This window comes from Serratia sp. Res13-Sevr-LER1-36-b (genome assembly GCF_015673035.1).
Classification (GTDB): Bacteria; Pseudomonadota; Gammaproteobacteria; order Enterobacterales; family Enterobacteriaceae; genus Chania; species Chania fonticola_C.
Genome location: NZ_JADACK010000023.1, coordinates 59410 through 81326, shown reverse-complemented (window position 1 = coordinate 81326; position 21917 = coordinate 59410). Strand labels below are relative to the sequence as shown.

Genomic DNA, 21917 nt, shown 5'->3' with positions numbered 1-21917 from the left:
AAAAAGCCCGCAATTCACGTTGCGGGCTTTTTTGTGTCTTTGGGAAGGCAAACTGTGGCTGATTTGCCGCCTTCCCCCTAATGTCGATTTAGAGTCCCCTCTGCTAACGTTAAAACAACCCACACAACCATTGAGCAAACTCGGATGACTAACGAATTTTCCGGCGGCTGCCTATGCGGAGCCATCCGCTTTAAGGCAATAAGCCCCACCAACCCACACACTTGTTCATGTGACATTTGCCAAAAGCATACTGGTGCGCAGTCCGCCGCATGGGTTGAGTTTTCGGCCCCTAATGTCCAATGGACGGGGAAAAATGGTAAACCTGCTACCTACCGTTCCTCACCCGCCTCAAGCCGAGCCTTTTGTCCACGGTGTGGCAGTTCCATTGGAGCCATAGATGACGGCCCCGTTATCGCATTACTAACTGGGATATTTGATAATCCAAATGATCCTGCGCTGGCACCGGAATACCACTCGTTTGAAGATATGAAACCTGAATGGTGGCAGAAACTGTTTCCTGATAGCCCACCTTGACAGTGCATAGAATTCATCCGATCTTGGGATAGTCGTGACACCAGCTAAAGGAAGATACTATGGTGATTTACAGTTTTTTCGTGAAGAACGATCAGATTGTGGTATTGGATAACTCTGTACCCGATTTCGCAGATAATCAAAAGCACCTGCTAGATAAAGGGTATGCCAAGCAATTTGAAGAGTTGCAAGCCACCTCCCCGCAATCAGCCCTTGCCAGATTTAAAGACATTAAGGGTGAGGAATACAAAACAGCGCATGCCTTTACTACTGGGGGCGTATTTATCTCACTAATTGGAGCTTTACTGCCCAAAGGCTGACGGCATATTTACCTGATGGTATGAGACAACCAAGGATTGATGACAGCGAACATGTTCGCTCGTAGGGGCGCCGCAAGCTGCGCCCATTTAACCACCCTTACATCGCGAGTCGGTTGAGGTTTAGCTACTTTCTAAAACCCCGAACTATGCAAGGCTTTATTCAAAGACTGCCCAGTCCGGCAGTTGGTTCACCCACTTTCCCAAATAATGAAATAGCGCCATCAATATGCTGTAGTATCCGCTTTTCCAAGTCGTAAACCACATAAACAGGCCCTGATCTTCAGCAAGATATGCCGTAGGTTATCGTAATTTTATTTGAGACTAACACCTTGCTGACGCCCGCTTAAAACCTCTTGGGTAATGAGTTTATACTGATCAATAAACCCTTTTTAATCACTATATAACCGCCCTCTTTCAGGGTTGCCAGCGTTTTCATGATCCCACTACGAGAGAGCAAACTACGTTCTTGAATATACTCCAATGCAGTGGTAGTCGCTCTTATCTCAAAGCTTTCAGCACTCAGTGACAACAGCAGATTACAGATCAACTCATAATTACTGATACCTACCGTTTCTTTTTGGTACTCGCTAAAGCGCGTAGCGGAAAGCATCAGCATATAGCAGATGTTTTTCCAGAGATGGTTATCATCCACATAAGAGAGAAAATCATCCACGGCTACCATCCCGTACTCTATATCACTCATTGCCAACAGATGCATATCGGACTTAGCGTGAAAAAAATCTTGCAGCCCAAATATGCTTGGTGATCGGATGGTTGATAACACTAACGAATCATTGGTTCTTTTTGCAATACAGGTCCCACTGTAGAGTAAAAAACACATTCTTTTATCACTCTGATCAAGATAGAAACGCAGACCAGGCCGTCCATGCCTTACTTGAGTGATCGATTTTATTGACGTTAAAACTTCTCCCATCGAGATAATAGGAATATCTTGTTCAATAACTTTGCTAAAATCATACATATCAGTTACTCAAATGAACGATAAGATCCTGTTGCAGGCATCGAAAATCAGCCTAAAGGTGAAACCTCATATTAAATAGCAATATGAAACCCTCAATTACTCTGAGATTCGAAATTAGGTGGAAAATAATCTTTTAATTTATTATTTTCTCAATGGTTTCACCCAGCTTCCTGATGACTCATGCTAAATCCTTTTATAAACGAGAGGCTATCTGCCACTGCTTAGCTAAAGTAAAAACGTTACCGACACCGTCTTGGTCTCTTTCGTGTTTGAGTATTATCTTATAGTAACCTAATAGGCTCAAAGGCTTTATGGTGCATTTTTGCTCTCAAAATCCAAAAGTAGACTTATGTGCATGCACCTGGCGCTCAAGTTATGAGCAGGTAGACCATGGCAAGCTTTTTTAACCGCCTCTTTGGCTGTACCTGTCTTATACTTAACAACCTATGTCTTTTCGAGGGTAAACTCATGGATAATTATGATAAAAATGGCCTTACGTCCAAACCAGTGGCGCATATACAAGCCTTGATCGACTCCCTTCTTCCTCTGACTCTCTTCCCTGTTAGGAAGGGTAAACCAGGACAATCCTTCCAGTTTTTATTGCAGGATAAGAGGATGTGCTTTCTGTTAGTACGAGGAGAATGTGTCATCAAACGCAACAGTGACTCACTGATCTTGCATGCCATGATAGCTCCCGGTATTACTGGCCTCAGCAATTTTACGCCAGCACCTGCTCATTTGAAGGTCCAGGCGACTACTGCCATAGAATATATCTATCTATCACTGGACGAGTTCTATCGCCACGTTGACGATCACGATCTATGGAAAGCAGTGGCTTATTCACTAATGCATGTTAACTCACGCTTCAACGAATATATGAAGTCAACAACGGCAATACCTAATTATGAGCTAATTTGCAATTTATTAACCGCATTAAGCGAGGAGGGTTTTGAAACCCGGGCAACGGTCTCAGCCGTACAATACATTCTGGATAGAACGTCATTGTCGCGTAGTGGCGTGATGAAAACCTTAGCTGCGCTTAATGCAGGTGGTTATATCGTCATCAAAAGAGGTTTACTGATTAAAATGAATAAATTACCAGAAAAATTTTGATTAGCTCTCCTTATCTGCTATCGCCAAAAGCCAGCACTTAAGATTTTTTCTGCACCAAAAAAATGCATTCTAAGTGCAAACAACTCAGCATCGTCATAAACCCCCAATTTTTGCATCGAGTTACGTTTATGGGCGCTAACCGTCTTGATATTACGTTTCAGCCGCTTGGCCACCTCCGTCAGGCTGAAACCGTCGAACAACAGATGTAAAACTTCACGCTCTCTGCTGGTCAACCGGTGCCAAACCGTTATATCTTCCTTAGCATATTCACTAATGGCAGCCTGGATCTTAGGGCTACAGACTCTAAAACCGTTCAATGCCTGCGTGAAGCACTCTCTCACCTGTTCCTGCGTTTCCTGGCGAGAAATCAGACTCACCTGTGGCTGATGACCCAATCTATGTAAAAGCTTGCCGCAACGGCTATAAATGTAAATGATCTGCCGAATTTCGGGCCGTAAGAAACACAACTTGATTAGCTTTTCTACCCCTTTAGCGGCACTTTCCTGTGACCCTGCAAGCCCACTGATCAATAAATCGATTGGCTGCTCCTGTACTCGCTGGCAGAGTTGATACACTGAAGCGACTTGTATCTGACAGCGGATCTCCTGATTCAATGACAGAGCAAACTGCTCAATGCCAAGACGGGTTAATGGGCTCTCCGCCATGATAGCCAGGTTGATAATCGGTGACGGTGTATTCATACTTGTTTGGCATCTTCTAAGTTGTAAAGGCCATTTCTCAACATCCACAGGCCACGAGTATAAAGATCATTATTATTTTTATATCCAAGTTTTGTCAGCGCATGGCACTTATGGTTGCTGATGGTTCGGATATCACGATTGAGCATACGTGACACCTCACTCACACTGCGACCAGCCAATAGATAAGCCAGCACCTCAATCTCTTTTTTGGTAAGCATTTGGAGTGAATGGCATTTACTATTTAGCAACTTTTGAATCGTCGGGCTGTCCAGATGTAAGCCACATCTAGCATGCATAATGCAATCTTCAATGGACTCTAATGAATCATGTTTAAAGCAAATACTGCTAACCTGAAGTGATTTAACCTGTTGCAAAAAGCGTACGTCACTCAGTGCCGTACACACCACTATGGGGAGTTGCGGCCAACCTTGTTGACAGGTAGAAATAATACGTAAACCTTCCCATACCGACTCGCCGTCCCCACATAACTCCATAACGACTACATCTGGCAAACCCGACTTCAGGCAGAGAAGAATATCAGACGCTTTATTAAGTATCATGACTTCGCCAGCCTTAAACTGTGTTTTTTTCAATACCGAGCTAAGGCCGTTACGCGTCATTACGCAAGTATCCATAATTAATGCCCAGGGAACTCTCATTGCTGAAGCCAGAGCCGCATTGGCATTGATAAAACTGTTAACTTCACTCATCATTCCCATGCTTCCCAATTAAAATAAAACCAGCTATAAACAACATGTTAGATACCTGCCACGATAATATATCGTGGCCTATTCAATAAAATATCATTTCTATTTGGCTCACTCCCTGAGCAGGCAACACTTATTGGTAGGTAAAGTTCATTACCAAAACGCTACTCAGGGTACCTGCTACAGTATCGCCATTGACGCTATAGATCCGCCCCGCCAGGGCATATATCGCCTCATGTTGGGCATCAACATTAACCGTCATACGACTGCCGTTTCCCTGCACCAGCGCTTTATTTGCATCTTGTACCACCTGCACGGCGACATTCTTTGCCGTGCCGCTATTGGCAAACAAATCCGCACCATCAGTTGACGGGGAGCCCGAGAAGGTGACCGTCGCCTTGCTGGTTGAAAGCGGGCAGTGAGTCAGTTTTACGGTAAAAGGTTTCCAGTCGGTGGCGGTTCCCGCCTCTTTTAAATCGGTGCTACGCAACTGGCCGAAATCGACGTCCTGACTGACAGACCCACTGTCAACATTACACGCGCTGGCCACCACATTACCGACGATGTTGATGTTGGTGGCCTGCACAGCCCAACTCATTGAGCTAGCGACCATTATCAGCAGGGTATTTTTTATCAGTGCGTTCATTCAGGCCACTCCTTGTGAACAACATGGCTTTAGTTATAGGTGAAGTTGGCCTGTACCACGGCGCTGATATTGCCAGGCATAACACTACCCGCAACTGAATAGGCACGGGCATTCAATGCATAGGTCACGGTTCTATCTGGTTGAACGGCCTGCGTTAACGTACTGCCGTTACCCAGGATGGTCCCTGTGCCTTGTTGCGAAAGCTCCACGGCGAGATTAGTGGCTGTTCCGGTATTTTTATACCTGGTTGGTGCAGTTGTCTCTGGGGCCCCGGAGAAACTGACCTTGACGCTACTCGTTCCCGAAGGGCACCCCGTTAACGATAAAGTAAATGGTGTTAGTGTTGAACCCGAACCTCCTGCTGACAAATCAGAAGCCTGAATATTCCTGCCTAAATCAACATTAAGATTACTGTCATTATTATTAACGATACAAGGCGCGGCAACCACTACCCCAGTAATGTTGATATTTATCGGAGCAGCCTGTGCAACATTAATGGATAAAACCAGGCCTAAAAGTACAAAAAAAGGCTGTGTCATTAATTTTTTCATCACTATACGTTTATCTCTCTAAGTTTAGGTGTGAATATTTATGTAAAAAATGGAGTAACAAAACTCTGTGAGGCCTTACTATTAGTTATAAAAAACAGTAATCGTAATCGAAGAGTTAAATACTCCAACATTAGCAAAGCCTCTAATCCATGATAGCTCCGCAAGGTATGGAATATCTACAGAGTTATCCACAGTCAGATCAGCAAAGCTATTAATGTCTCCATATTGAACATAGGAGTTGGTGATCATATTTTTAACCTTCACACCCAGGCCATTCCCCATATCCAAAGTATCCGTGCCAACTTTAGTGGCTGGCGAACTATAAACAGCTGTTAGCTTAAAGGGTGAATTACAATCTTTTGTCACTGTAGCTTTAAAAGCATTCGACTTAGCAAGCTGGCCAACCTGTACATTTGTTGGTGCTACGATAGTGCCAAAATCTATATTATTTGGCGTTACAGACACCATCGCATTACAGTTAATAAACTTAATGTTATTCATACCTGTAATATTATATCTAAAGTTCGAGTTCGGCGTCGTATTTAGACCACCAACACCATCTATCTGAAAAACAGGAAGGTAATCACTCCCACCATAATGATCACCTATCAAGTCCCCCACTTTTGAAATGTACACATAATAGTTCCAAGTAAAGGTGACCGATGCATTATCTCTACACCAGTCTGAAGACTGGTCGCAATAAGGAACAATAACACCTGGTACTTGGGTACGATAGTTATTTATATCGATAGTCTGGCCATTAGCGACGATCCCTACCGTTATTCCATAGCCACTTTGAAAGTAATAGCCAGGGTTTGGGTAGGTATATACGTTTTCTGCTGCCGCCTCTGTCGGTCCATTCCACCCCTGATCTTTCCAGCATTTAACCGTCATGGTCCTATTTTCAGAACGCCAAATCACTGTGCCATTGGGCAACGTCTGTGGAACAGTAGCAGTGATAATATTATCGGTTAAAAAAGCACTGCCATCAGATGCATTTTTACAGGCTAGAGCATAGGCATGACTTGATGTAAATAACCCAACAATTAATAGAAAAAGAAGTTTAAACACCGCTCCACAAAGGTTTATTTTAAACTTTATCTCACTCATTTTCATTACTTTACTCCAGAATTCCATAACGGAAATCCGCATCGATTGATATTGAATCAATGACATACTCCATTCATTGTCTTAATACCAAAATCGGTTGATTGCGTTGTCAAAGAGTACTTCACCTGACACTGCTGCGAAGCCTCATTGCCCCATTTAGCGATTAATACCCCACTGTCCGCCAACCCTGTCAGATAGACCTGCCCACCGTCTCCAACAATAAACGCCTGGGTGTTTTTCTGTTGCGGATCAGAGACTGTCGCACCAAACGGCAGTGGTTCTCCACCCTGGTGTAATAATGTCATCATTACACGCTGCCCCACGTTGGCATTAAAGCTGGCTCGCACGACCGCACCACGAGTGGGAACCGTATTCTGAGTCGTCAAGGTCAGCTCCACATCCGCTGGCAACGTTTCAGTATTTAACTGCACCTGATTTTTACGGTAGGGTGACGCGTAAGGCACGATGGCATAGCCATGCCAGTCGGTTTTAACCCCAGTCTGGTTGCTGACGCCGACGCCAACGGCCCCGGGAGCCTGAACTAGCGCGATGGTTTCACCTAGGGGCTGTCCCAGCGTTACGCCATTTTCATGCACCACGACACCACCCTGTAGGCCATAATTCAGCCGCTGGCTGTTTTGGTCATAAGCATAACCACCGTTAATTTCACCATAGGTCCCGCGATAATCAGCATTCAGGTTACCGCTGTTGCCAACACCCTTGCTGCCATAACCTTCTTGTACACTCCAACTCAGATTATTATCTGCCAGAGCCGTACCATTTATACCCAGCGTATTGGTCGTATTTCCGTTCTTACTGGTATTCATGTTGTGAGTGACATAGGTATTTTTCAGCCAGCGAGATAGGGGCACGCTGACATTGAAGGCGAACAACTGGTCGCGATCGTAGATCCGCTCATTACTATCGCCATTGGCGACGTAACTACGATTCACCGTCGAGTTCTCGTTGTAACTGTAATTGAGACCGTAACTAATACCATTCCAGCTATTGTTGTAACCCACACCAATAGACTTCATATTGCGGTCACTGTTCCAGTAATCTTCACGCACCAAACTTATCGACAACGATCCAGCGTTATTCCATAAACTCTGATTCATGGTTAGCTCGGCGCGGTTGCGCCGGCGCTCAATCAGCGAACTGCTGTTCCCGCTATGGTAAGTATCAAGTACTTCCTGCAAGCTGTAGTAACCTGCCGTAGAATAGCGGTAACCAGCTATCGCGAAGTTGGTCCCAGTTTGAATAAAGTTCTTACTGTAACGTGCACGCCACGACTGGCCACTATCTTTCGGCTGATCCTTCATCGTAGACCAGGCCTGGCTGACATCCACGGAAAGCGCACCAACACTACCAAGGTTTTTCCCTACCCCCATTGCTAGCGATTGGTATTTGCTGGCAAACTGACCACCGCCGTAACCCGTAAAACCAAACGGCAGACCATAAATGGCGGTCCCCTGGCTAAAGACGGTTTTATCCACATCGCTGTCGTATGAGCGATATTGCCCACTGGTCAGGGAAAACTTCAAACGCCCTTCGCGCTGCAACACCGGCAAAGAAGCATAAGGAACCACCAGTTGTTGTTCGCTGCCATCAGCCTCTTTAATCGTGACATATAAATCACCGCTACCACCGGTCGGGTACATATCGGTGATTTCAAACGCGCCGGGTGCAACATAACTCTGATAGATCACATAACCATTCTGGCGAATGATGACCTGCGCATTGCTCCGAGCAATACCGCGTACTACTGGCGCATAACCCTTCATGCTGTCTGGCATCATATCGTCATCCGAGGCTATCTGCGCCCCACGAAAAGGGATGCTGTCAAACACGTCTGATGGCGAACTGCTGTCACCCAACGTCAGTTGGCTTTTCAGCGCAACAATATTGCGCTGAGCGTAGGTATAAACCGTATCCCACTTATCCTGACCGTCGCTACTGCGGTTGTAAGTGGAATAATTTCGCAACCGCCAGGGGCCAAAATTTATCCCAGGACGCAGGTTGACATATTGACTGTCGCTATCCTGCACCGTGTTGTTGCGTGCATAGTTGCTGGCCCCTGTCATGCTGTAATTCAACAGGGCTGCCGATATCCCTTCGTCCCACAGTTCAGGGGGTACATAACCTCGTGCAGCCTGCGATACCGCCGCCTGAGGAATGCTGATCAATAATTGCTGTGCATTGAAGCGTAACTCGGTGCTGGCCTGTGGGATCGCACTCAAATCAGCACACTCCGTCTCGCCTAAACCAGGAAAAAGCTTGGTTTTTACTCCCATCTCAGCTAAAGCCTGGGCGCTCAGGCACGGCTGCAGGCTTTTTTGACCAGGCTGCAGTTTAAAGGTCACATCGCGGGTATCAACCTTGTCATTGTTCAGATAGATATCAACATGGTAAGTGCCTGGAGCCTGGCTCCCACTTTCTTCATACACCGACAGGTCTGTTTTACCCTGCTGTGGGTTATCGACCTGTAACAGTTCAGGATTAAAGTAGTCACGTGCCATGACGCTATAAGAAAGACCGCTAGTTAACAGGGTAATCAACCAGGCCAGTTGGCTGAGACGCGGGGTCTTGCGCCTTATTTTATTGTGTCGTGTGCTGTTCATCCGTTACTGCTCCAAAACCTCTAGGCCTGATGATTGTTCTGTTCCCACTTTCCTGAGAGAACACTTGCTGGTTCGTAATTACTGCCCGCTGGTATGGAGCGCGCCGACTCCACCGTAGTCACTAATGATTTTCCAACCCACGCTGCCGTTGGTAGCACCGGCAGGCAAGGCAAAACTGGCGCTGCTCATTGGCGCAACATAGGTCGCACTCGCCACCTCTTTACCCGCCAATGTCACCTGCTGAAAGTTCATATAAAAAGGGGTAGGGTTCGTCACCACTAGCTGATTACCGTTGCGCTGCCATTTAAGGTTTTGTGTGACTTCTTCAGGGACCCCTTTCAAACCTTGAGGGCGGAAAATCAACTTAAGACGCGTTTTTACCGCCACCTGTAAGGTATTCCTGCCTTCTTTTTTCTCTGAAGATGGGATGGATTTAATGTTTATCCAGTAAAGGGATTCCTTATCACTGGCCAGATTGCCCCCGGCACGTATTACTCGCAGAATATTTTGCTGCCCGCCGTCAAGACGAAACAGAGGAGGGGTGATCATAAAGGGGGCTTTCTCAGCGCCACCGTCAGTGACATCAACCCAGGACTGGATCAAATAAGGCACTTTATCCGGATTATTGACGCTCAGTGAAGACTCCTTTTTCGCTCCGTCATATATCAGCCTTGTTCCACCAATAATAACCCCGGCCTGTGCTGTTGATGCAGTCACAAATAAAACAGCAGTCAATGCGGTTGATAAATATTTCATATTATAGGTCCACGTAAAATTAAGAAGAGCGGATCAACGGAATTAACCGCTGATCCGATCTGGATATTCATCACCGTGAGTTAAATACTCTGGCGAAAAATATTAGTTGTAGATAACAGAGAAGCTAGCTACAGAGTTTGCCGGGCCCGCATTAATGTCATCATCAGTAGTTGCGATGTAACGTGCTACGAAGTCCAGGTTGTTCACTGTGCTGCCAGCAACCAGTGTGTATGAAGTTGAAGCAGTAAATAACGGCAGAACTGCATTTGATGCATCAGACAGCTGAATGCCAACACCGGTAGCAACGCCAGACTCTTGAGTCAGTTGCAGTACGTTGTTGTCGCCACCTTCTGCAGTACCATCAAACTTGACCGCGGCTTTAGTCACAGAATCCGGGCAGTTTTTCAGTTGCAGGGTGAATTTAGTTGCTGCAGCAGTAGAACCCGCACCGGTAAAGGCCGTTTTAGCCACTTGACCCAAGGTCACGTCCAGCGGGTTGCTTACGTTGTTGACCACTTCGCAAGCGGAATCGATGATTTCACCTTTGAAGTGAACCTCACCATCAGCAGCCATTGCAGAAGCAGCAGACAGAGTTGAAACGGTAACGATAGCAGCAATAAGATTCTTTTTCATAACAATATTCCTTAGTAAAAAAATGTTCGCCGATAAATGAAAAACAATCTCACTGCCTACTTTGAAAGTGGGTAGTCATTCACTCAGCTTTTCCATAGTTAATGTTTGTTTACAGCCTATCCCAGTAAGATACCCTCTCAGTAATAAATCGAAACTCAATGAGCAAATCACGAGAATCCTATTGCGACCTGCACAAGATGTTTCTTTCATTTCTAAGTATCATCTCATCTGTTGCTGTGTATTATCCATAGCAACAAAAGCATCTCAACCTGTTTTGGGTGCAAATATAGTGCAAAAATCCACTATTGGACTTAAGGGTTTATTTTATATATTTACCCATCATCACTAAAACCTAAACACCAGTAATTATATTAACTTTCAATGTTACATTGATTAGATTGGTAAAAGGATAAAAACGGTGCGGGGTGTCTTAATCTATATAAGATGGGTTGCAATACGACTTAAACCAGGAGATTTGATTGTTGTTTCCAGAAGACGTCCATCAACGCTAATCGAGGAGCTGCGACATAGATGTGATGCGATTCGCATCGCCGGTGCAGGACTAGCCATATCATTGGCGTTTGAGCGCAGAAAGGATAGCCGAGATGGAACCACTACATGCAATCACCCTGACGATCGGCCTGTTTGTGTTAACGTTTTTCAACCCCGGCGCTAACCTGTTCGTCGTGGTGCAGACCAGTCTGGCCTCCGGTAGCCGTGCAGGCATGCTCACCGGGCTTGGCGTAGCGCTGGGTGACGCCGTTTATTCCGGGCTGGGCCTGTTTGGCATGGCTACGTTGATCACCCAATGCGAGGGGATCTTCTCGTTCATCAAGGTCGTCGGCGGGTTATATCTCCTGTGGTTCGCCTATAAAAGTATGAATAAACAGACGGCGCCATATTCCCCTGCGCTGCAACAACCGCTCAGTGCACCTTGGTATGTCTTCTTCCGCCGGGGCCTGATCACCGATCTCTCTAATCCGCAGACGGTGCTGTTTTTCATCAGTATCTTCTCCGTAACCCTGAGCCCCAATACGCCCACCTGGGCCAAACTGAGTGCCTGGCTGGGAATAGTGCTCAGTTCGGTTATCTGGCGCGTTTTTCTCAGCCAGGCATTTTCCTTGCCAGCGGTACGGCGCACCTATGCCAGCATGCAACGGATAGCCAGCCGAGCGTTCGGTGTGGTGATCGGGGCTTTCGCCATTAAGCTGATTTACGAAGGCCTCACGCGCCGCTCCCTATAGCCGCTATATATCCAATGCTGTAATGAGCTCAAGTGTGAGCCTTTGTCTGCCGCTTTAAAAAACACGTGCATTTTCCCGCCAATTACTTTAGTGTTTACTAAACTTAGCAAATACTAAAATAACTAATGACTGACGAAAACGCCTCGCTGCTTGCCAGCGCCAATGCCGCCGCGACGTTGCTCAAAGCCATGAGCAACCCCCGCCGCCTGTTGATCCTTTGTATGCTGGTTGATGCTCCAGGCACCAGTGCCGGCGAGTTAGCACTAGCTACCGGGCTTAGCCCATCAGCGACCTCACAACATCTGGCCAAGATGCGCGAGGAAGGGCTGATTGAAAGCACCCGCGATCGGCAGCGCATCAACTACTCGATTAAAAATAGCGCCGTGCAGCAGGTCATCAGCACGTTAAAAGCCATCTATTGCCCCTGAGGACACCATGAACATAGAAACGATAACTGCCCAGCAAGCGAAAAAATTTATCATGCAGGGAGCGCAGCTACTGGATATTCGCGGAATGGATGAATATGCCCACGAGCATATTGCCCAAGCCAGCTTGCTATCGCTGCCTGATATTGAGAAAGGTGGGAAACCGCAGGCGGTTAACGAGGAGGATGTTGTGATTTTTCACTGTCAGTCTGGCCGCCGTACGGCAGAAAACGCAGCGCTATTGGCAGGAGCCGCAACACCTGCCAAGGTTTATCTGCTTGAAGGAGGTATCAACGGCTGGAAGCAACAGGGATTGCCTATCGTGAAGGGTAAGAACCAGCCGCTTCCCATCATGCGACAGGTGCAGATTGCTGCTGGCTCACTTATTCTGGCTGGGACAATCTTGGGGTATGTCATATCTCCCCTGTTCTTCCTGCTGTCCGGCTTTGTAGGTGCTGGGTTGCTATTTGCCGGCATCAGCGGATTTTGCGGAATGGCGACGCTGTTGGTCAAAATGCCTTGGAACCAGCCCAAATAGCGAGATGCTCAACCGTAGGGGCGCCGCTGCGCCCGTTTAACCGCTACGCCACTAGGCAAGATCCAACGAATAAACCCGTGACGACTCGCCCCACGGGTGGTAGCCAAGCCCATCAAAGCTGAAACCCAATTTCTCGTAATAACCCACATGATCGGTACACAAATGCAAACAGGGAAATCCCAGCTCGCTTGCGGCCTTGGCTACGTGGTTGACCAACAATGCGCCGCAACCTTGCCCACGATAATGCTCATCGACGTACAACGCACATAGCCACGGATACAGTTCCATGCGGCTGATAAAGTCATTGGTAATCAGACCCGCGCAACCCACAACGGTTTCCCCATCCAGCAACAAATACCACTGCGGCAGCGGATTTACCGCCTCGATACAACGGGTTATCGAGTCTTGATACAGCATCATGGTCTCTGGCGATGCCCACTGATGCTGGAAATAATCGATAGCCACATCGCGATAGGCCGGCTCCTGACGCACCGAAATAATTTTCACCCAAACTCCTGATTTATTATGTGGTGGCTACATTATGCCCTATTTTTGTTGGCAGTCTGTTTGCTGAACGAATACCATTAACGCGCCGCGCTGTTATGCGGTTTATTAAATACAGGAGACGTTATGTCGCAAAATATCTATGACAATCAAACCTTCTTTGACGGCTATGCGCAACTCAGCCGTTCATTACAGGGTTTAGATGGTGCGCCGGAATGGCCAACCATCCGCTGCATCCTGCCCGATTTACAGGGCAAAAAGGTGGTCGATCTTGGCTGTGGCTACGGTTGGTTCTGCCGCAGCGCTCGTGAGCAAGGTTCAGCCCAGGTACTGGGAATGGATCTGTCAGAGAAGATGTTGGGCAAGGCGAAAGAGATGACCAAGGATCCAGCGATTGAATACCGTCAGCAGGATCTGGAAGCACTTCAGCTTCCGGCTGCCAGCTTTGATTTGGTCTATAGCTCGCTAACGCTGCACTATATCGAAGACCTCGGCAAGCTGTTCGCAACCGTTTATCAGGCATTGGTGAATGGTGGGGAGTTTATTTTTACCGCCGAGCACCCGATTTATACTGCGCCAAAGCATCAGGGCTGGTTAGTGGATGAAGCAGGGCAAAAATCCTGGCCGATCAATGGCTATCAGCAAGAAGGGCAACGTATTTCCAACTGGCTGGCGGAAGGAGTGATCAAGCAGCACCGTATGCTGGGCACCTATATCAATTTGTTAGTCCAGCAAGGGTTTACCATCCGCTACCTGAACGAGTGGGGTCCTTCGGCTCAACAGATTGCCGACAACCCAGCACTGGATGAAGAAAAAGAACGCCCGATGATCTTTATCCTGGCGGTACAAAAACCCGCTGCGTAATTGCTGTTAGTTTCGTAAACATCTTTAGAACATCCAATATTGGGGAGGCTGCCTCCCCCCAATACTTTCCAAGCTTATTCACAGCGAACGGTTCTGGGCAACTGCAGGACAACACCGTTTCACTGTCGGTACAACTTACTTGCTCGCCATTTCGCCTTCGTGGCTTTCAGGCTCTGGCTCACTCTGAACTTCCTCAACCGGCGGCATCCCCAAGCGCAGATCGATCCAGCGCCCTTCAGGAATATCCATCGGCTCCCCGGCAACGATTGCGGCGGTATCAATATCAAAGCGACGTTTGCTGACCTTGACCGTGATCGTGCCGTCTTCGGCCGCTTCGGTGGCGACGAAGCATAGGCGATTGCCGTTGACGTCCTGCGGAACTTCGATGTTCCAGCCTTCCAGCGCGAAACCTAGCGAACCCGTCACTTTGTATACGCCAACCGAGACTCGCTCTGCGGTAACGCCCGCAGCCTCGCCATTCACCGCTGCCAGCCCGGACAGGGTAAATCCATCCAGGTATTCGTCGGGCATTTTCTCTGGGTTACTGGAGAGACGCGCGATCGGTGAGGCTTTCTTGATAAATCCGTTGGAATCAACAGTAGTATTCCCCGTTGTCCAGAGAAAAAACTCTTGATATTGTGTGCCAACAGTATTGCCCGTGATACATTTAATTTCAGGAGAATTATAATACGGCATCAACATTGCATATGTATCGCCAGTATTCCAAACTAAGCTTGAATGATATGGGGAATATCCTGTAATTGGAAGTCCCAAACGGAATGGCATTAGTCCGTTTGACGATCTTAGCCATTCCTTGAAAGCTGATGTATCCGCAAACGTTTTACTCACACCTTGCGCTGGAGCATAACGACTATCATTATAGTTTTGACCTCTGTAAATATCCCATACAGACCATAAGCTAGTACTTGCATCATATACCCGCTGATAATAATAATCCCCAGCCTTGTATGGGTAATAAAGCTGAGTAATATAAGTTCGGCCTGAAACAGCAGCACGAGAAACAAGAACACGCAAGAATCCTGCCTGTGGATTTGGATAATGATTATCGACAGTGGCATTTGCATTCAGACTTTGATAAAAATCCCCTTCTGTTTTAATATCATCTAAATTCTGCGTAATCAATGATGTCGCTTGAGTTGAAACTTTCACATTACCAATGTAAATATTATTAGGGAAGGAAGAGGTACCATCTTTTTTTAACTGAAGACTATGTGTAGTTCCGCCCCAGCGTAACGTCATTTCCCCAGTTGTGGGAGTGCTATAAAGAGCCCCTTGCTCCACGCCATCGAAATCTCTATATCTAAGAACAACGCTAGCACCGGAGGTTACAGACTGAAAATTCGCATTACCTATAGATATTAATCCGTTACTAAACGTTGGGGTTTTAGAAAACTGAACCGTTCCTGCAATACTCTGATCTGTAGTAACGGTTCTAGATAAATAATCCTTTTGAATTTTCGCCAACGTCGGCACAGTCAATTTTGTACCATCATCCTTGGTAAAGGTCATATCCCCGGAACCAGTAAACCAACTAACCGTATCATTGCGGCTGCCCTGGAAGAAGGTGAGCATCGCGGCAAAGCGAGCGGAGAACTGGCTGATATCACCTTCATAAGTGGTGATAATCGCATAGCTCTGCCCGCTGGCCGTTGGACCGGCATAGTTACTGTTAAGGGTTAGTGAGGTATTGCTATTCACCTGTTTAACTTCATACAACTTATTGTCCGGTGCCAATAAAATCATGCCTGGCATTACACCGAACTTGGCATCAGCCCACGCGGTGCCGGTACCGGTTACGGTGGCATTATTAGCGATTAAATTGATTGTACCTGTTTTGTACCACATAGATTCTTACTCCAAAATATGAAAAACCGCTCGCGGCGGATTTTAGTTAGTGACGTTATTAAAAATAATATTCTGTGTGGAACGAGATAATATAATGGAGCATTGTAAGAAAAACGCTACCCAATTTGCCTCGTATCCATCATTGAAGACTCTCAATACCAACTGATTATCACTACTACTGGCTTTTATGGTTATGGGTATACTACTTATTATTCCCGGCAAGTAGCCGTTAGTACCATAGTCTCTATATGATTTAGCTATCACATTGCCATTTAATAACAGAGCAATTGAGCCATTCGCCCCCCCATATCCCCATACGCTTGCAACATTCCCCGGAGCAACAGACACCCCTCGTTCTGGATAATGACTCAATCCATTAGGTAGTAGCCCTTGTATTACTCCTCTTTTTTCAAAACTGGATGCCGTTATAGTAACCAGCGGAATGTCAACATAAGACTCCTTATTAATATGCCTCGAAATATTAATCACGTTAGGCATACTGTTGGTATCTACTAGATCGCCTATTATTTTATTTGCGTAAATAGTTCCTGAGAATGTCCCGTTAGCCCCGGTAATATCCCCTCTAAAATATCCACTATCTGCATAGATATTTCCGCGAACAGAAACCTGATTAAACTGGGCGTTACCGTCAGACTTATTGATAGCCCAGCCCTGTCTCCCATCAATGAAGTTATCAGAACCTATCCAACCCGTTATTTTCGCGTTAGTAATCGTCCCATCAGCAATAAACGCCGAGTTAATAAACGTCTGGCCATTTTGCACCGCGAAGGGAACAGACACATTGCCTTCATCTTTGGTCACTAAGGCAAACCTGTCGGCCCGCACCAGGAATTGCCGGTTACCAGCATCATCCACCCCCAACGCCAAACCAGCAACGCTGCTTTCCCCCTTCTTACTGGTTTCAACTTTTACCGACCAGGTTGCGGAAACCTTGCCATCCAAGGTCGCCTGCGCAGAACTCACCTGCTGGACTGCCGCCTTGTTATCCCCCACCGCCGTATTCAATAACTTGATATCGTTGGCCGTTGCCGATTGGTTATCGGTCACGGTTTTCGACAGTGAGGTAATCGCCGAAGTATTGTCACCGGTAGCGGATTGCAAAGCGCCAATTTGCTGAGCCGTCGCGCTATTGCTATCGGTCAGCGTTTGGCTCAAAGCGGTAACCGAGGCCTCATTCGCCCCTGTTCGGCTGGTCAGGTCGTTAATCAGCTTGGCCTGGGCGCTGTCCGTATCCACCAGCACCTGCAGTTGCTGATTGAGTTGGGCATTGTTGTCCCCCACGGTGCCTGCCAGCGTAGTCACTTGCTGGGCTAACGCCTTGTCAGCTTCCGCACGCACCGTCTGTTCCGTCATCAAGCGCGCATCAACATCACCAAAGCTTGCGCGTAATTCGGTGATCTGCTGCGCCTGGGCGTGCTGATCGTCCGCCATTACGTTCTGCTGGGTCTTGATCGATGCGGTGACCACGTCATTGCTGATAACGTCTTCCGCCTGCTTTAACGACTGCTCGATATCCGCCTTGGCAATGGCTTCAAGCGAACTGCTGAGCGAGGCCTGCGAACCGGCCGAGTCGCTTTGTGCCTGCTTCAATTCGCCGATCGCCGCACTGTTTTCGCCAGAGGTCGCCGTTAATGAACCAATCTGCTCCGCCATGGCAGAGTCTTGATTGGCCAACGTCTGTAGCCGATCGTTGATGGCGGCCGTATTTTGCCCAACGGTAGAATCTAGCGAACTCAATTGCCGGGATAACGCTTCATCCGCCGTGGTACGCGCTTGCGATTCAGCGGCGATCGCCGCTTTATTTTCGCCACTGGCTGCCCCTAGACCGGTAATTAACGACGCTTGAGCACTGTCGCTATCCACCAGCGCCTGCAAACGCTGATCCACCTCGGCCTGATTACTGCCGACATCTGCGCTCAGATGATCAAAGCGTTGTGACAACGCGCCAGTCTCGCTGGCCCTGGTGGTGATCTCCTGCTGCAACTGCGCAGACACATCACCAAAGTTCGCGTCCAGCTGCGTGATTTGCTGGGCCTGCGCCTGCTGCAGATCGGCGAAAACGGTTTGCGCCGTGGTTAACCGGGCGCTGCTCTCGTCCAGACGTTGAACATCGCTGTCCTGTTTAAGCGCCTGTTCGATATTCGCCTTGGCCGTAGCCTCCAAAGCCTGTTGCAGGCTGGCCGTGCTGCTTTCGGCTTCGGTTTGCGCGATGCCAAGGCGGGTGATGGCCGCCGTGTTTTCCTGGCTGGTCGCCTGGATCACGTCAACCCGTTGGCTCAGCGCCCCATCGGCATCGGCACGGGATTTCGCCTCTGCCTGGATAGCCGCAGTGTTACTGCCCGTGCTGGCCTGCAAACCGGAAATCTGCTGGGCCTGAGCCGAGTCTGTCGCCGCCAGCGTTTTCAGCTGTTGGGTTACATCCGCTCGGTTTTCGCTGAACTCAGAAGTCAGGCCGCTGAGCTGCTGGCCCTGTGTTTTCTGCTGATCGGCCAGCGCTTCGGTTTTCTGCGTAACCTGCGAGTTAACCTTGTCCTGTTCCGTCTTGTTGCTGCCGATTGCCTTGGCGTTGGCGGAAACGTTGGACTCCACCTTAGCCAAAGAAGAATCGGCATCGGCCTGCGCCTGCTCCAGCTTGATAATCAATCCCAGCTGATTATCCGCCGTGGCTTTCACCGAGCTGATATCCTTGGCTAACGCCCCATCGGCATCCACACGCGCCGCTTTCTCCTGCGCGATTTGCGCTGCGTTCCCTTCAGCTTTGGCAATTACCACGTCTAGCTTGCTGGCCAGTTGCTGGTCGCCGTCCTGCAATTGAGTGATCTGCGAAGCGACCTGGGCCATTGCCGCGTTGGTGCCACCGGTAAGGGCATCGACCTTGGCCTGCAGTTCGGCATCTGCACGCGTCAAGCTGGCGCGGGTGCTGTCAATTTCCCCGCGCGCATCCTTGATATCGCTATTCAGCGCCTCCTGGGCCTGGGAGAGTTTTTGGCGGTTATGCTCGATGGTCAGGCTGTTTTCGATGGCAGCTTTGCCTAGCTGCGTCAAATCCTGTTGCAGCACGTCGACAGCATTGCTCAGATCGGCATTGCGGCCTGCAAGCTCGGCATTAACCTTGTTCAGCGCTGCTTGCAGGGTATCGACATCCCCTTGCAGCGCATCCCTGTTCGCCTCGATATCGGCCTGCGCCTGGGCGATCTTCTCGGCAAGATCCTGCACGTTCTGATCCGAAGGCAGGCTGTTGATCTTCTCCAACAGATCTTTGCCCAGTTCGGTCTCGGTAATGCTTTGTGCGATCTGCGCCAGCACCACGTCCGCGCTGTCCGAAGCCATCCCGCGTACAAACTCGCTCCAGTCGGACTGGTTGCCGGTTTTGTCGGTAAAGGCCGCGCGGAAGTAAAGCACCTGCCCGGCACGTAGGCCTTGCATGTCATAGCGATGCTGCGGATAAGGCACATCGGCCAGTAAGCGTTCATCGGCGAAATCTGCCCGGCTGGCTACCATCAGGGTGGTTTTCAGGCCATCGGCAGAGTTCTGGCCAAATCGCCAGGAAAGCTGGATGCCAAACACCACATCTTTGGTTGCCGCCAACGAGACAATATTGGGTGGCGAGCCCGCTTTGCCTGCCAGATAACTCGGCTCGGCGTGCCCCCACTGCGAGGAAACACCCACCGCATTCACCGCTCGCACCCGCACGTCGTAGTTACCGGCATAAATGCCGTTAACATCAAACCCGAGTGAAGGCGTCGATCCCACATTCACCCAGTTGCCGTTATCTTTGCGCCACTGGGCTTCATAGGTCACCGCGCCAGCGACGGCCCGCCACTGCACCCGCATTGAGGCAACGTTAATCCCCTGGCTGACATAGTCGTAGCGCGAGAGAGTGATATTCGCCGGAGCAGGCATCGCTCCTGGTGGCGTCACGGTGATTGGCGGCGCATCCAGGTGGATGCCGTTATCGATAAAGGCGTATTTATCCGGATCGTGCTCAACGGCGTTAATGGCGAAGGTGCCATCATCGTTGGACTGGACCGACACCACGCGGAACTGCTGGATCGCCAGGCTGTCGGAATCGATACTCCAGACCGCTTCAGGCTCTGGTTGCTGGCGGAACGGAGCGGTCAGCGTCACCGTAAGCTTGTCCGCCGCGATACTGGCGATGGTGCGAGCCTGCGCCGTGCCGTCTGGCAGATTGACGATCAGGCGATCGCCTTTGCCGAACGCTACTTCACGATCCAGCACCACCACGCGATCCTGCGCGGAATGGATGCGCCCACCGTTGGTCTTGCCTGCCAGCATGGCATCCGCAATGCCGATGATCCGAGCTGGCAGCGGGATATTGCCGTCCAACCCGACGGTAAAGCTGACGGTACGATCTTTGGCGTTACTCAGGATCGCCCAGCGCCCACGGCGGTGAGCCTCGGTGCGCCGCGTACAGCCAATGGCGGTGATTTCAGTCTGGTTAACGCCGTAGCGCTTCACCAGTTCGTTATCGTAAGCTGCTTCCACCGCGTCGGCATAATGGTTGGCCGGATCGCCCCATTTCACCAGCGCAGAGGTATAGCGATTCTTGTAAGAACCCGACGCATAGGCAAATTCACCACCGATGACGTTGGCCCGCGAATAAACGAAATCCACATCGCGCGGCATATCCGCGTAGGCAAACAGTTGGTCGTTGCCCCAGTAGGTGATGCCACGGAAGATGGCGGCGATATCCCGCAATACGGTGTAGGCATCCTGCTGCGACTGGATATACACGTCGCACAGGAAACGCGGTTCTTTGCCCCCGCCCCCCAAACCGTCATCAATCAGCTCATCGCAATACTGCGCGATGCTGTACAGCCCCCATTTGTCGATCTCGGCGGCGGTTACCCGGTTGCCTAAGCCGTAATTCTTGTCCAGCGCGATGTCGTAAAACACCCAGGCAGGGTTGTTGCTCCAGGCCCATTTAAAGCTGCCATCCCAATTGCCGCTATACGTCCGCGCCAACGGATCGTAGTTGGTCGGCACGCGGATGATTTTGCCCTTCGGCTTGAGCGTAATTTTCGGCACTGAACTGAACTGCTGGGCATCGAACTCGATAAACAGCAAGGCGGTGTTGGGATAGCGGAACTTGGCGTCCACGATCTCGGTGTAGGTCTGGATCTGGGTAGTGTTTACCAGCTTGCTGCTGGTGGAGTCTGGGGTGATGCGCTTGATGCGCAGCGTCCAACTGGTGGTCGCTTTTGGCAGATTAATCCGGTGATCGCGCTCGTACAGGCTGGTGGTTTTGCCCTTTAGCGTACCGGTGACCACGGTTTTATAGGCTCCGCCGTCGGTGGAAAGCTCGATCAGGTATTCCACCAGCGAACCGTTCATATCGCCGTTATCTTCCTGCTGGAACAGCGCCGGGAAGCCCATGCGTATGCGCAGCGCGTCGATATCGGTTCGGGTGAAGGTTTTGGTCCAGACGTTCGTGGTAGTCAGCTTAACGTTGACCGGCGTTTCAGACTCTACATCCGGCATACCCTGGATATAATCCTGAGTCTGGGTGCCGTTACGTACCTCCCACTTCAGGCCGGTAAAGTTTTCACTGCCGTCGGGATTATGTACCGGGGTGCCGTCGAGCAGAATGCGGGTGCCGTCTAACTCACCGGCAATTTCCCCTTCAGACAGCGCCAGCAGGATTTTGATTTTAGCGTTGGACTGCAAATCATCGGGAGCTTCAACCGGCGTATGCGCCGATCCACCACCGCCCTTGCGCCCATGAATAGTTAACTTTGTCATATTGCGCCCATAAAAAAAGGC

General features: G+C 49.1%; 19 protein-coding genes. 7 read left to right on the top strand and 12 right to left on the bottom strand.

All coding sequences use genetic code 11. The features are described 5' to 3' along the window. Nucleotides 1-144: 144 nt before the first annotated feature. Together IMQ33_RS18010 and IMQ33_RS18005 are read left to right on the top strand one after the other, a co-directional pair. Complete coding sequence (locus IMQ33_RS18010; RefSeq protein WP_196062082.1) at nt 145-534, top strand: GFA family protein; 390 nt, start codon at nt 145-147, stop codon at nt 532-534. A gap of 59 nt (nt 535-593) precedes the next feature. Next, nucleotides 594-851, top strand: a complete 258-nt coding sequence (locus tag IMQ33_RS18005; protein WP_173408860.1) for a hypothetical protein — start codon at nt 594-596, stop codon at nt 849-851. Nucleotides 852-1194: 343 nt separating this feature from the next. Here IMQ33_RS18005 and IMQ33_RS18000 read toward each other — a convergent pair whose 3' ends face one another. Continuing rightward, nucleotides 1195-1833 (bottom strand): helix-turn-helix domain-containing protein, encoded by a 639-nt coding sequence (locus IMQ33_RS18000; RefSeq protein WP_065686643.1) that lies wholly within the window; start codon nt 1831-1833, stop codon nt 1195-1197. Between the two features lie 468 nt (nt 1834-2301). Between IMQ33_RS18000 and IMQ33_RS17995 the strand changes: the two genes are divergently transcribed. Continuing rightward, the gene (locus IMQ33_RS17995; protein WP_161712176.1) at nt 2302-2946 is read left to right on the top strand and encodes a helix-turn-helix domain-containing protein; all 645 of its coding nucleotides are present in this window, start codon (nt 2302-2304) and stop codon (nt 2944-2946) included. Between the two features lie 17 nt (nt 2947-2963). Here the strand turns inward: IMQ33_RS17995 and IMQ33_RS26325 are convergent, their stop codons facing one another. The 8 genes from IMQ33_RS26325 to IMQ33_RS17955 all read right to left on the bottom strand — a co-directional run bounded on the left by IMQ33_RS26325 (nt 2964) and on the right by IMQ33_RS17955 (nt 10671). Next, on the bottom strand, nt 2964-3647 hold the full coding sequence (locus IMQ33_RS26325) for a response regulator transcription factor (RefSeq protein WP_304621666.1): 684 nt from the start codon (nt 3645-3647) through the stop codon (nt 2964-2966). Next, a complete protein-coding gene (locus IMQ33_RS17985; RefSeq protein WP_196062083.1) occupies nt 3644-4360 on the bottom strand; it encodes a response regulator transcription factor in 717 nt (238 codons plus the stop codon). The genes IMQ33_RS26325 and IMQ33_RS17985 overlap by 4 nt, the downstream gene beginning before the upstream one ends. Nucleotides 4361-4487: 127 nt before the next feature. Beyond that, nucleotides 4488-5000: a fimbrial protein gene (locus IMQ33_RS17980; protein ID WP_196062084.1), complete on the bottom strand. Its 513-nt coding sequence runs from the start codon at nt 4998-5000 to the stop codon at nt 4488-4490. 29 nt (nt 5001-5029) lie between these two features. Further along, nucleotides 5030-5551 carry a fimbrial protein gene (locus tag IMQ33_RS17975; RefSeq protein ID WP_074423408.1) on the bottom strand — a complete coding sequence of 174 codons (522 nt, stop codon included), beginning with the start codon at nt 5549-5551 and terminating at the stop codon, nt 5030-5032. A gap of 81 nt (nt 5552-5632) precedes the next feature. Next, nucleotides 5633-6727, bottom strand: coding sequence for a hypothetical protein (locus IMQ33_RS17970; RefSeq protein WP_065686648.1), 1095 nt, complete (start codon nt 6725-6727; stop codon nt 5633-5635). Further along, a complete protein-coding gene (locus IMQ33_RS17965) occupies nt 6718-9282 on the bottom strand; it encodes a fimbria/pilus outer membrane usher protein (RefSeq protein ID WP_196062085.1) in 2565 nt (854 codons plus the stop codon). Before IMQ33_RS17965 ends, IMQ33_RS17970 begins: the two co-directional genes overlap by 10 nt. A 78-nt stretch (nt 9283-9360) precedes the next feature. Continuing rightward, nucleotides 9361-10038: a molecular chaperone gene (locus IMQ33_RS17960; RefSeq protein ID WP_161712180.1), complete on the bottom strand. Its 678-nt coding sequence runs from the start codon at nt 10036-10038 to the stop codon at nt 9361-9363. A 102-nt stretch (nt 10039-10140) separates the two neighbouring features. After that, complete coding sequence (locus IMQ33_RS17955) at nt 10141-10671, bottom strand: fimbrial protein (protein ID WP_196062086.1); 531 nt, start codon at nt 10669-10671, stop codon at nt 10141-10143. A gap of 605 nt (nt 10672-11276) precedes the next feature. Here IMQ33_RS17955 and IMQ33_RS17950 point away from each other — a divergent pair. The 3 genes from IMQ33_RS17950 (at nt 11277) to IMQ33_RS17940 (ending at nt 12878) form a co-directional block, all read left to right on the top strand. Further along, nucleotides 11277-11915 carry a LysE family transporter gene (locus IMQ33_RS17950; protein WP_196062087.1) on the top strand — a complete coding sequence of 213 codons (639 nt, stop codon included), beginning with the start codon at nt 11277-11279 and terminating at the stop codon, nt 11913-11915. Between the two features lie 125 nt (nt 11916-12040). Next, complete coding sequence (locus tag IMQ33_RS17945; RefSeq protein WP_024530946.1) at nt 12041-12343, top strand: helix-turn-helix transcriptional regulator; 303 nt, start codon at nt 12041-12043, stop codon at nt 12341-12343. 7 nt (nt 12344-12350) lie between these two features. After that, the gene (locus IMQ33_RS17940; RefSeq protein ID WP_161712183.1) at nt 12351-12878 is read left to right on the top strand and encodes a rhodanese family protein; all 528 of its coding nucleotides are present in this window, start codon (nt 12351-12353) and stop codon (nt 12876-12878) included. A gap of 51 nt (nt 12879-12929) precedes the next feature. Here IMQ33_RS17940 and IMQ33_RS17935 read toward each other — a convergent pair whose 3' ends face one another. Next, nucleotides 12930-13385 (bottom strand): GNAT family N-acetyltransferase, encoded by a 456-nt coding sequence (locus IMQ33_RS17935; protein WP_161712184.1) that lies wholly within the window; start codon nt 13383-13385, stop codon nt 12930-12932. A 123-nt stretch (nt 13386-13508) separates the two neighbouring features. On the opposite strand from IMQ33_RS17935, the gene IMQ33_RS17930 reads away from it, so the two are divergent. Beyond that, nucleotides 13509-14246, top strand: coding sequence for a bifunctional 2-polyprenyl-6-hydroxyphenol methylase/3-demethylubiquinol 3-O-methyltransferase UbiG (locus tag IMQ33_RS17930; RefSeq protein WP_196062088.1), 738 nt, complete (start codon nt 13509-13511; stop codon nt 14244-14246). Between the two features lie 135 nt (nt 14247-14381). On the opposite strand, the gene IMQ33_RS17925 is transcribed toward IMQ33_RS17930, so the two are convergent. Both IMQ33_RS17925 and IMQ33_RS17920 read right to left on the bottom strand, forming a co-directional pair. Further along, nucleotides 14382-16112: a pyocin knob domain-containing protein gene (locus IMQ33_RS17925; protein WP_196062089.1), complete on the bottom strand. Its 1731-nt coding sequence runs from the start codon at nt 16110-16112 to the stop codon at nt 14382-14384. A gap of 42 nt (nt 16113-16154) precedes the next feature. Next, nucleotides 16155-21896 (bottom strand): DUF1983 domain-containing protein, encoded by a 5742-nt coding sequence (locus IMQ33_RS17920; protein ID WP_196062090.1) that lies wholly within the window; start codon nt 21894-21896, stop codon nt 16155-16157. Nucleotides 21897-21917 lie beyond the last annotated feature (21 nt).

Excerpts from the sequence above, each read along its gene's own strand:
- IMQ33_RS17950 (WP_196062087.1), top strand. The coding sequence starts at position 11,277 with ATGGAACCACTACATGCAATCACCCTGACGATCGGCCTGTTTGTGTTA.
- IMQ33_RS17925 (WP_196062089.1), bottom strand. The coding sequence starts at position 16,112 with ATGTGGTACAAAACAGGTACAATCAATTTAATCGCTAATAATGCCACC.
- IMQ33_RS17995 (WP_161712176.1), top strand. The coding sequence starts at position 2,302 with ATGGATAATTATGATAAAAATGGCCTTACGTCCAAACCAGTGGCGCAT.
- IMQ33_RS17980 (WP_196062084.1), bottom strand. The coding sequence starts at position 5,000 with ATGAACGCACTGATAAAAAATACCCTGCTGATAATGGTCGCTAGCTCA.
- IMQ33_RS18005 (WP_173408860.1), top strand. The coding sequence starts at position 594 with ATGGTGATTTACAGTTTTTTCGTGAAGAACGATCAGATTGTGGTATTG.
- IMQ33_RS17960 (WP_161712180.1), bottom strand. The coding sequence starts at position 10,038 with ATGAAATATTTATCAACCGCATTGACTGCTGTTTTATTTGTGACTGCA.
- IMQ33_RS17970 (WP_065686648.1), bottom strand. The coding sequence starts at position 6,727 with ATGTCATTGATTCAATATCAATCGATGCGGATTTCCGTTATGGAATTC.
- IMQ33_RS17985 (WP_196062083.1), bottom strand. The coding sequence starts at position 4,360 with ATGATGAGTGAAGTTAACAGTTTTATCAATGCCAATGCGGCTCTGGCT.
- IMQ33_RS17975 (WP_074423408.1), bottom strand. The coding sequence starts at position 5,551 with ATGAAAAAATTAATGACACAGCCTTTTTTTGTACTTTTAGGCCTGGTT.
- IMQ33_RS17965 (WP_196062085.1), bottom strand. The coding sequence starts at position 9,282 with ATGAACAGCACACGACACAATAAAATAAGGCGCAAGACCCCGCGTCTC.
- IMQ33_RS26325 (WP_304621666.1), bottom strand. The coding sequence starts at position 3,647 with ATGAATACACCGTCACCGATTATCAACCTGGCTATCATGGCGGAGAGC.
- IMQ33_RS17955 (WP_196062086.1), bottom strand. The coding sequence starts at position 10,671 with ATGAAAAAGAATCTTATTGCTGCTATCGTTACCGTTTCAACTCTGTCT.
- IMQ33_RS17945 (WP_024530946.1), top strand. The coding sequence starts at position 12,041 with ATGACTGACGAAAACGCCTCGCTGCTTGCCAGCGCCAATGCCGCCGCG.
- IMQ33_RS17940 (WP_161712183.1), top strand. The coding sequence starts at position 12,351 with ATGAACATAGAAACGATAACTGCCCAGCAAGCGAAAAAATTTATCATG.
- IMQ33_RS18010 (WP_196062082.1), top strand. The coding sequence starts at position 145 with ATGACTAACGAATTTTCCGGCGGCTGCCTATGCGGAGCCATCCGCTTT.
- IMQ33_RS18000 (WP_065686643.1), bottom strand. The coding sequence starts at position 1,833 with ATGTATGATTTTAGCAAAGTTATTGAACAAGATATTCCTATTATCTCG.
- IMQ33_RS17920 (WP_196062090.1), bottom strand. The coding sequence starts at position 21,896 with ATGACAAAGTTAACTATTCATGGGCGCAAGGGCGGTGGTGGATCGGCG.
- IMQ33_RS17930 (WP_196062088.1), top strand. The coding sequence starts at position 13,509 with ATGTCGCAAAATATCTATGACAATCAAACCTTCTTTGACGGCTATGCG.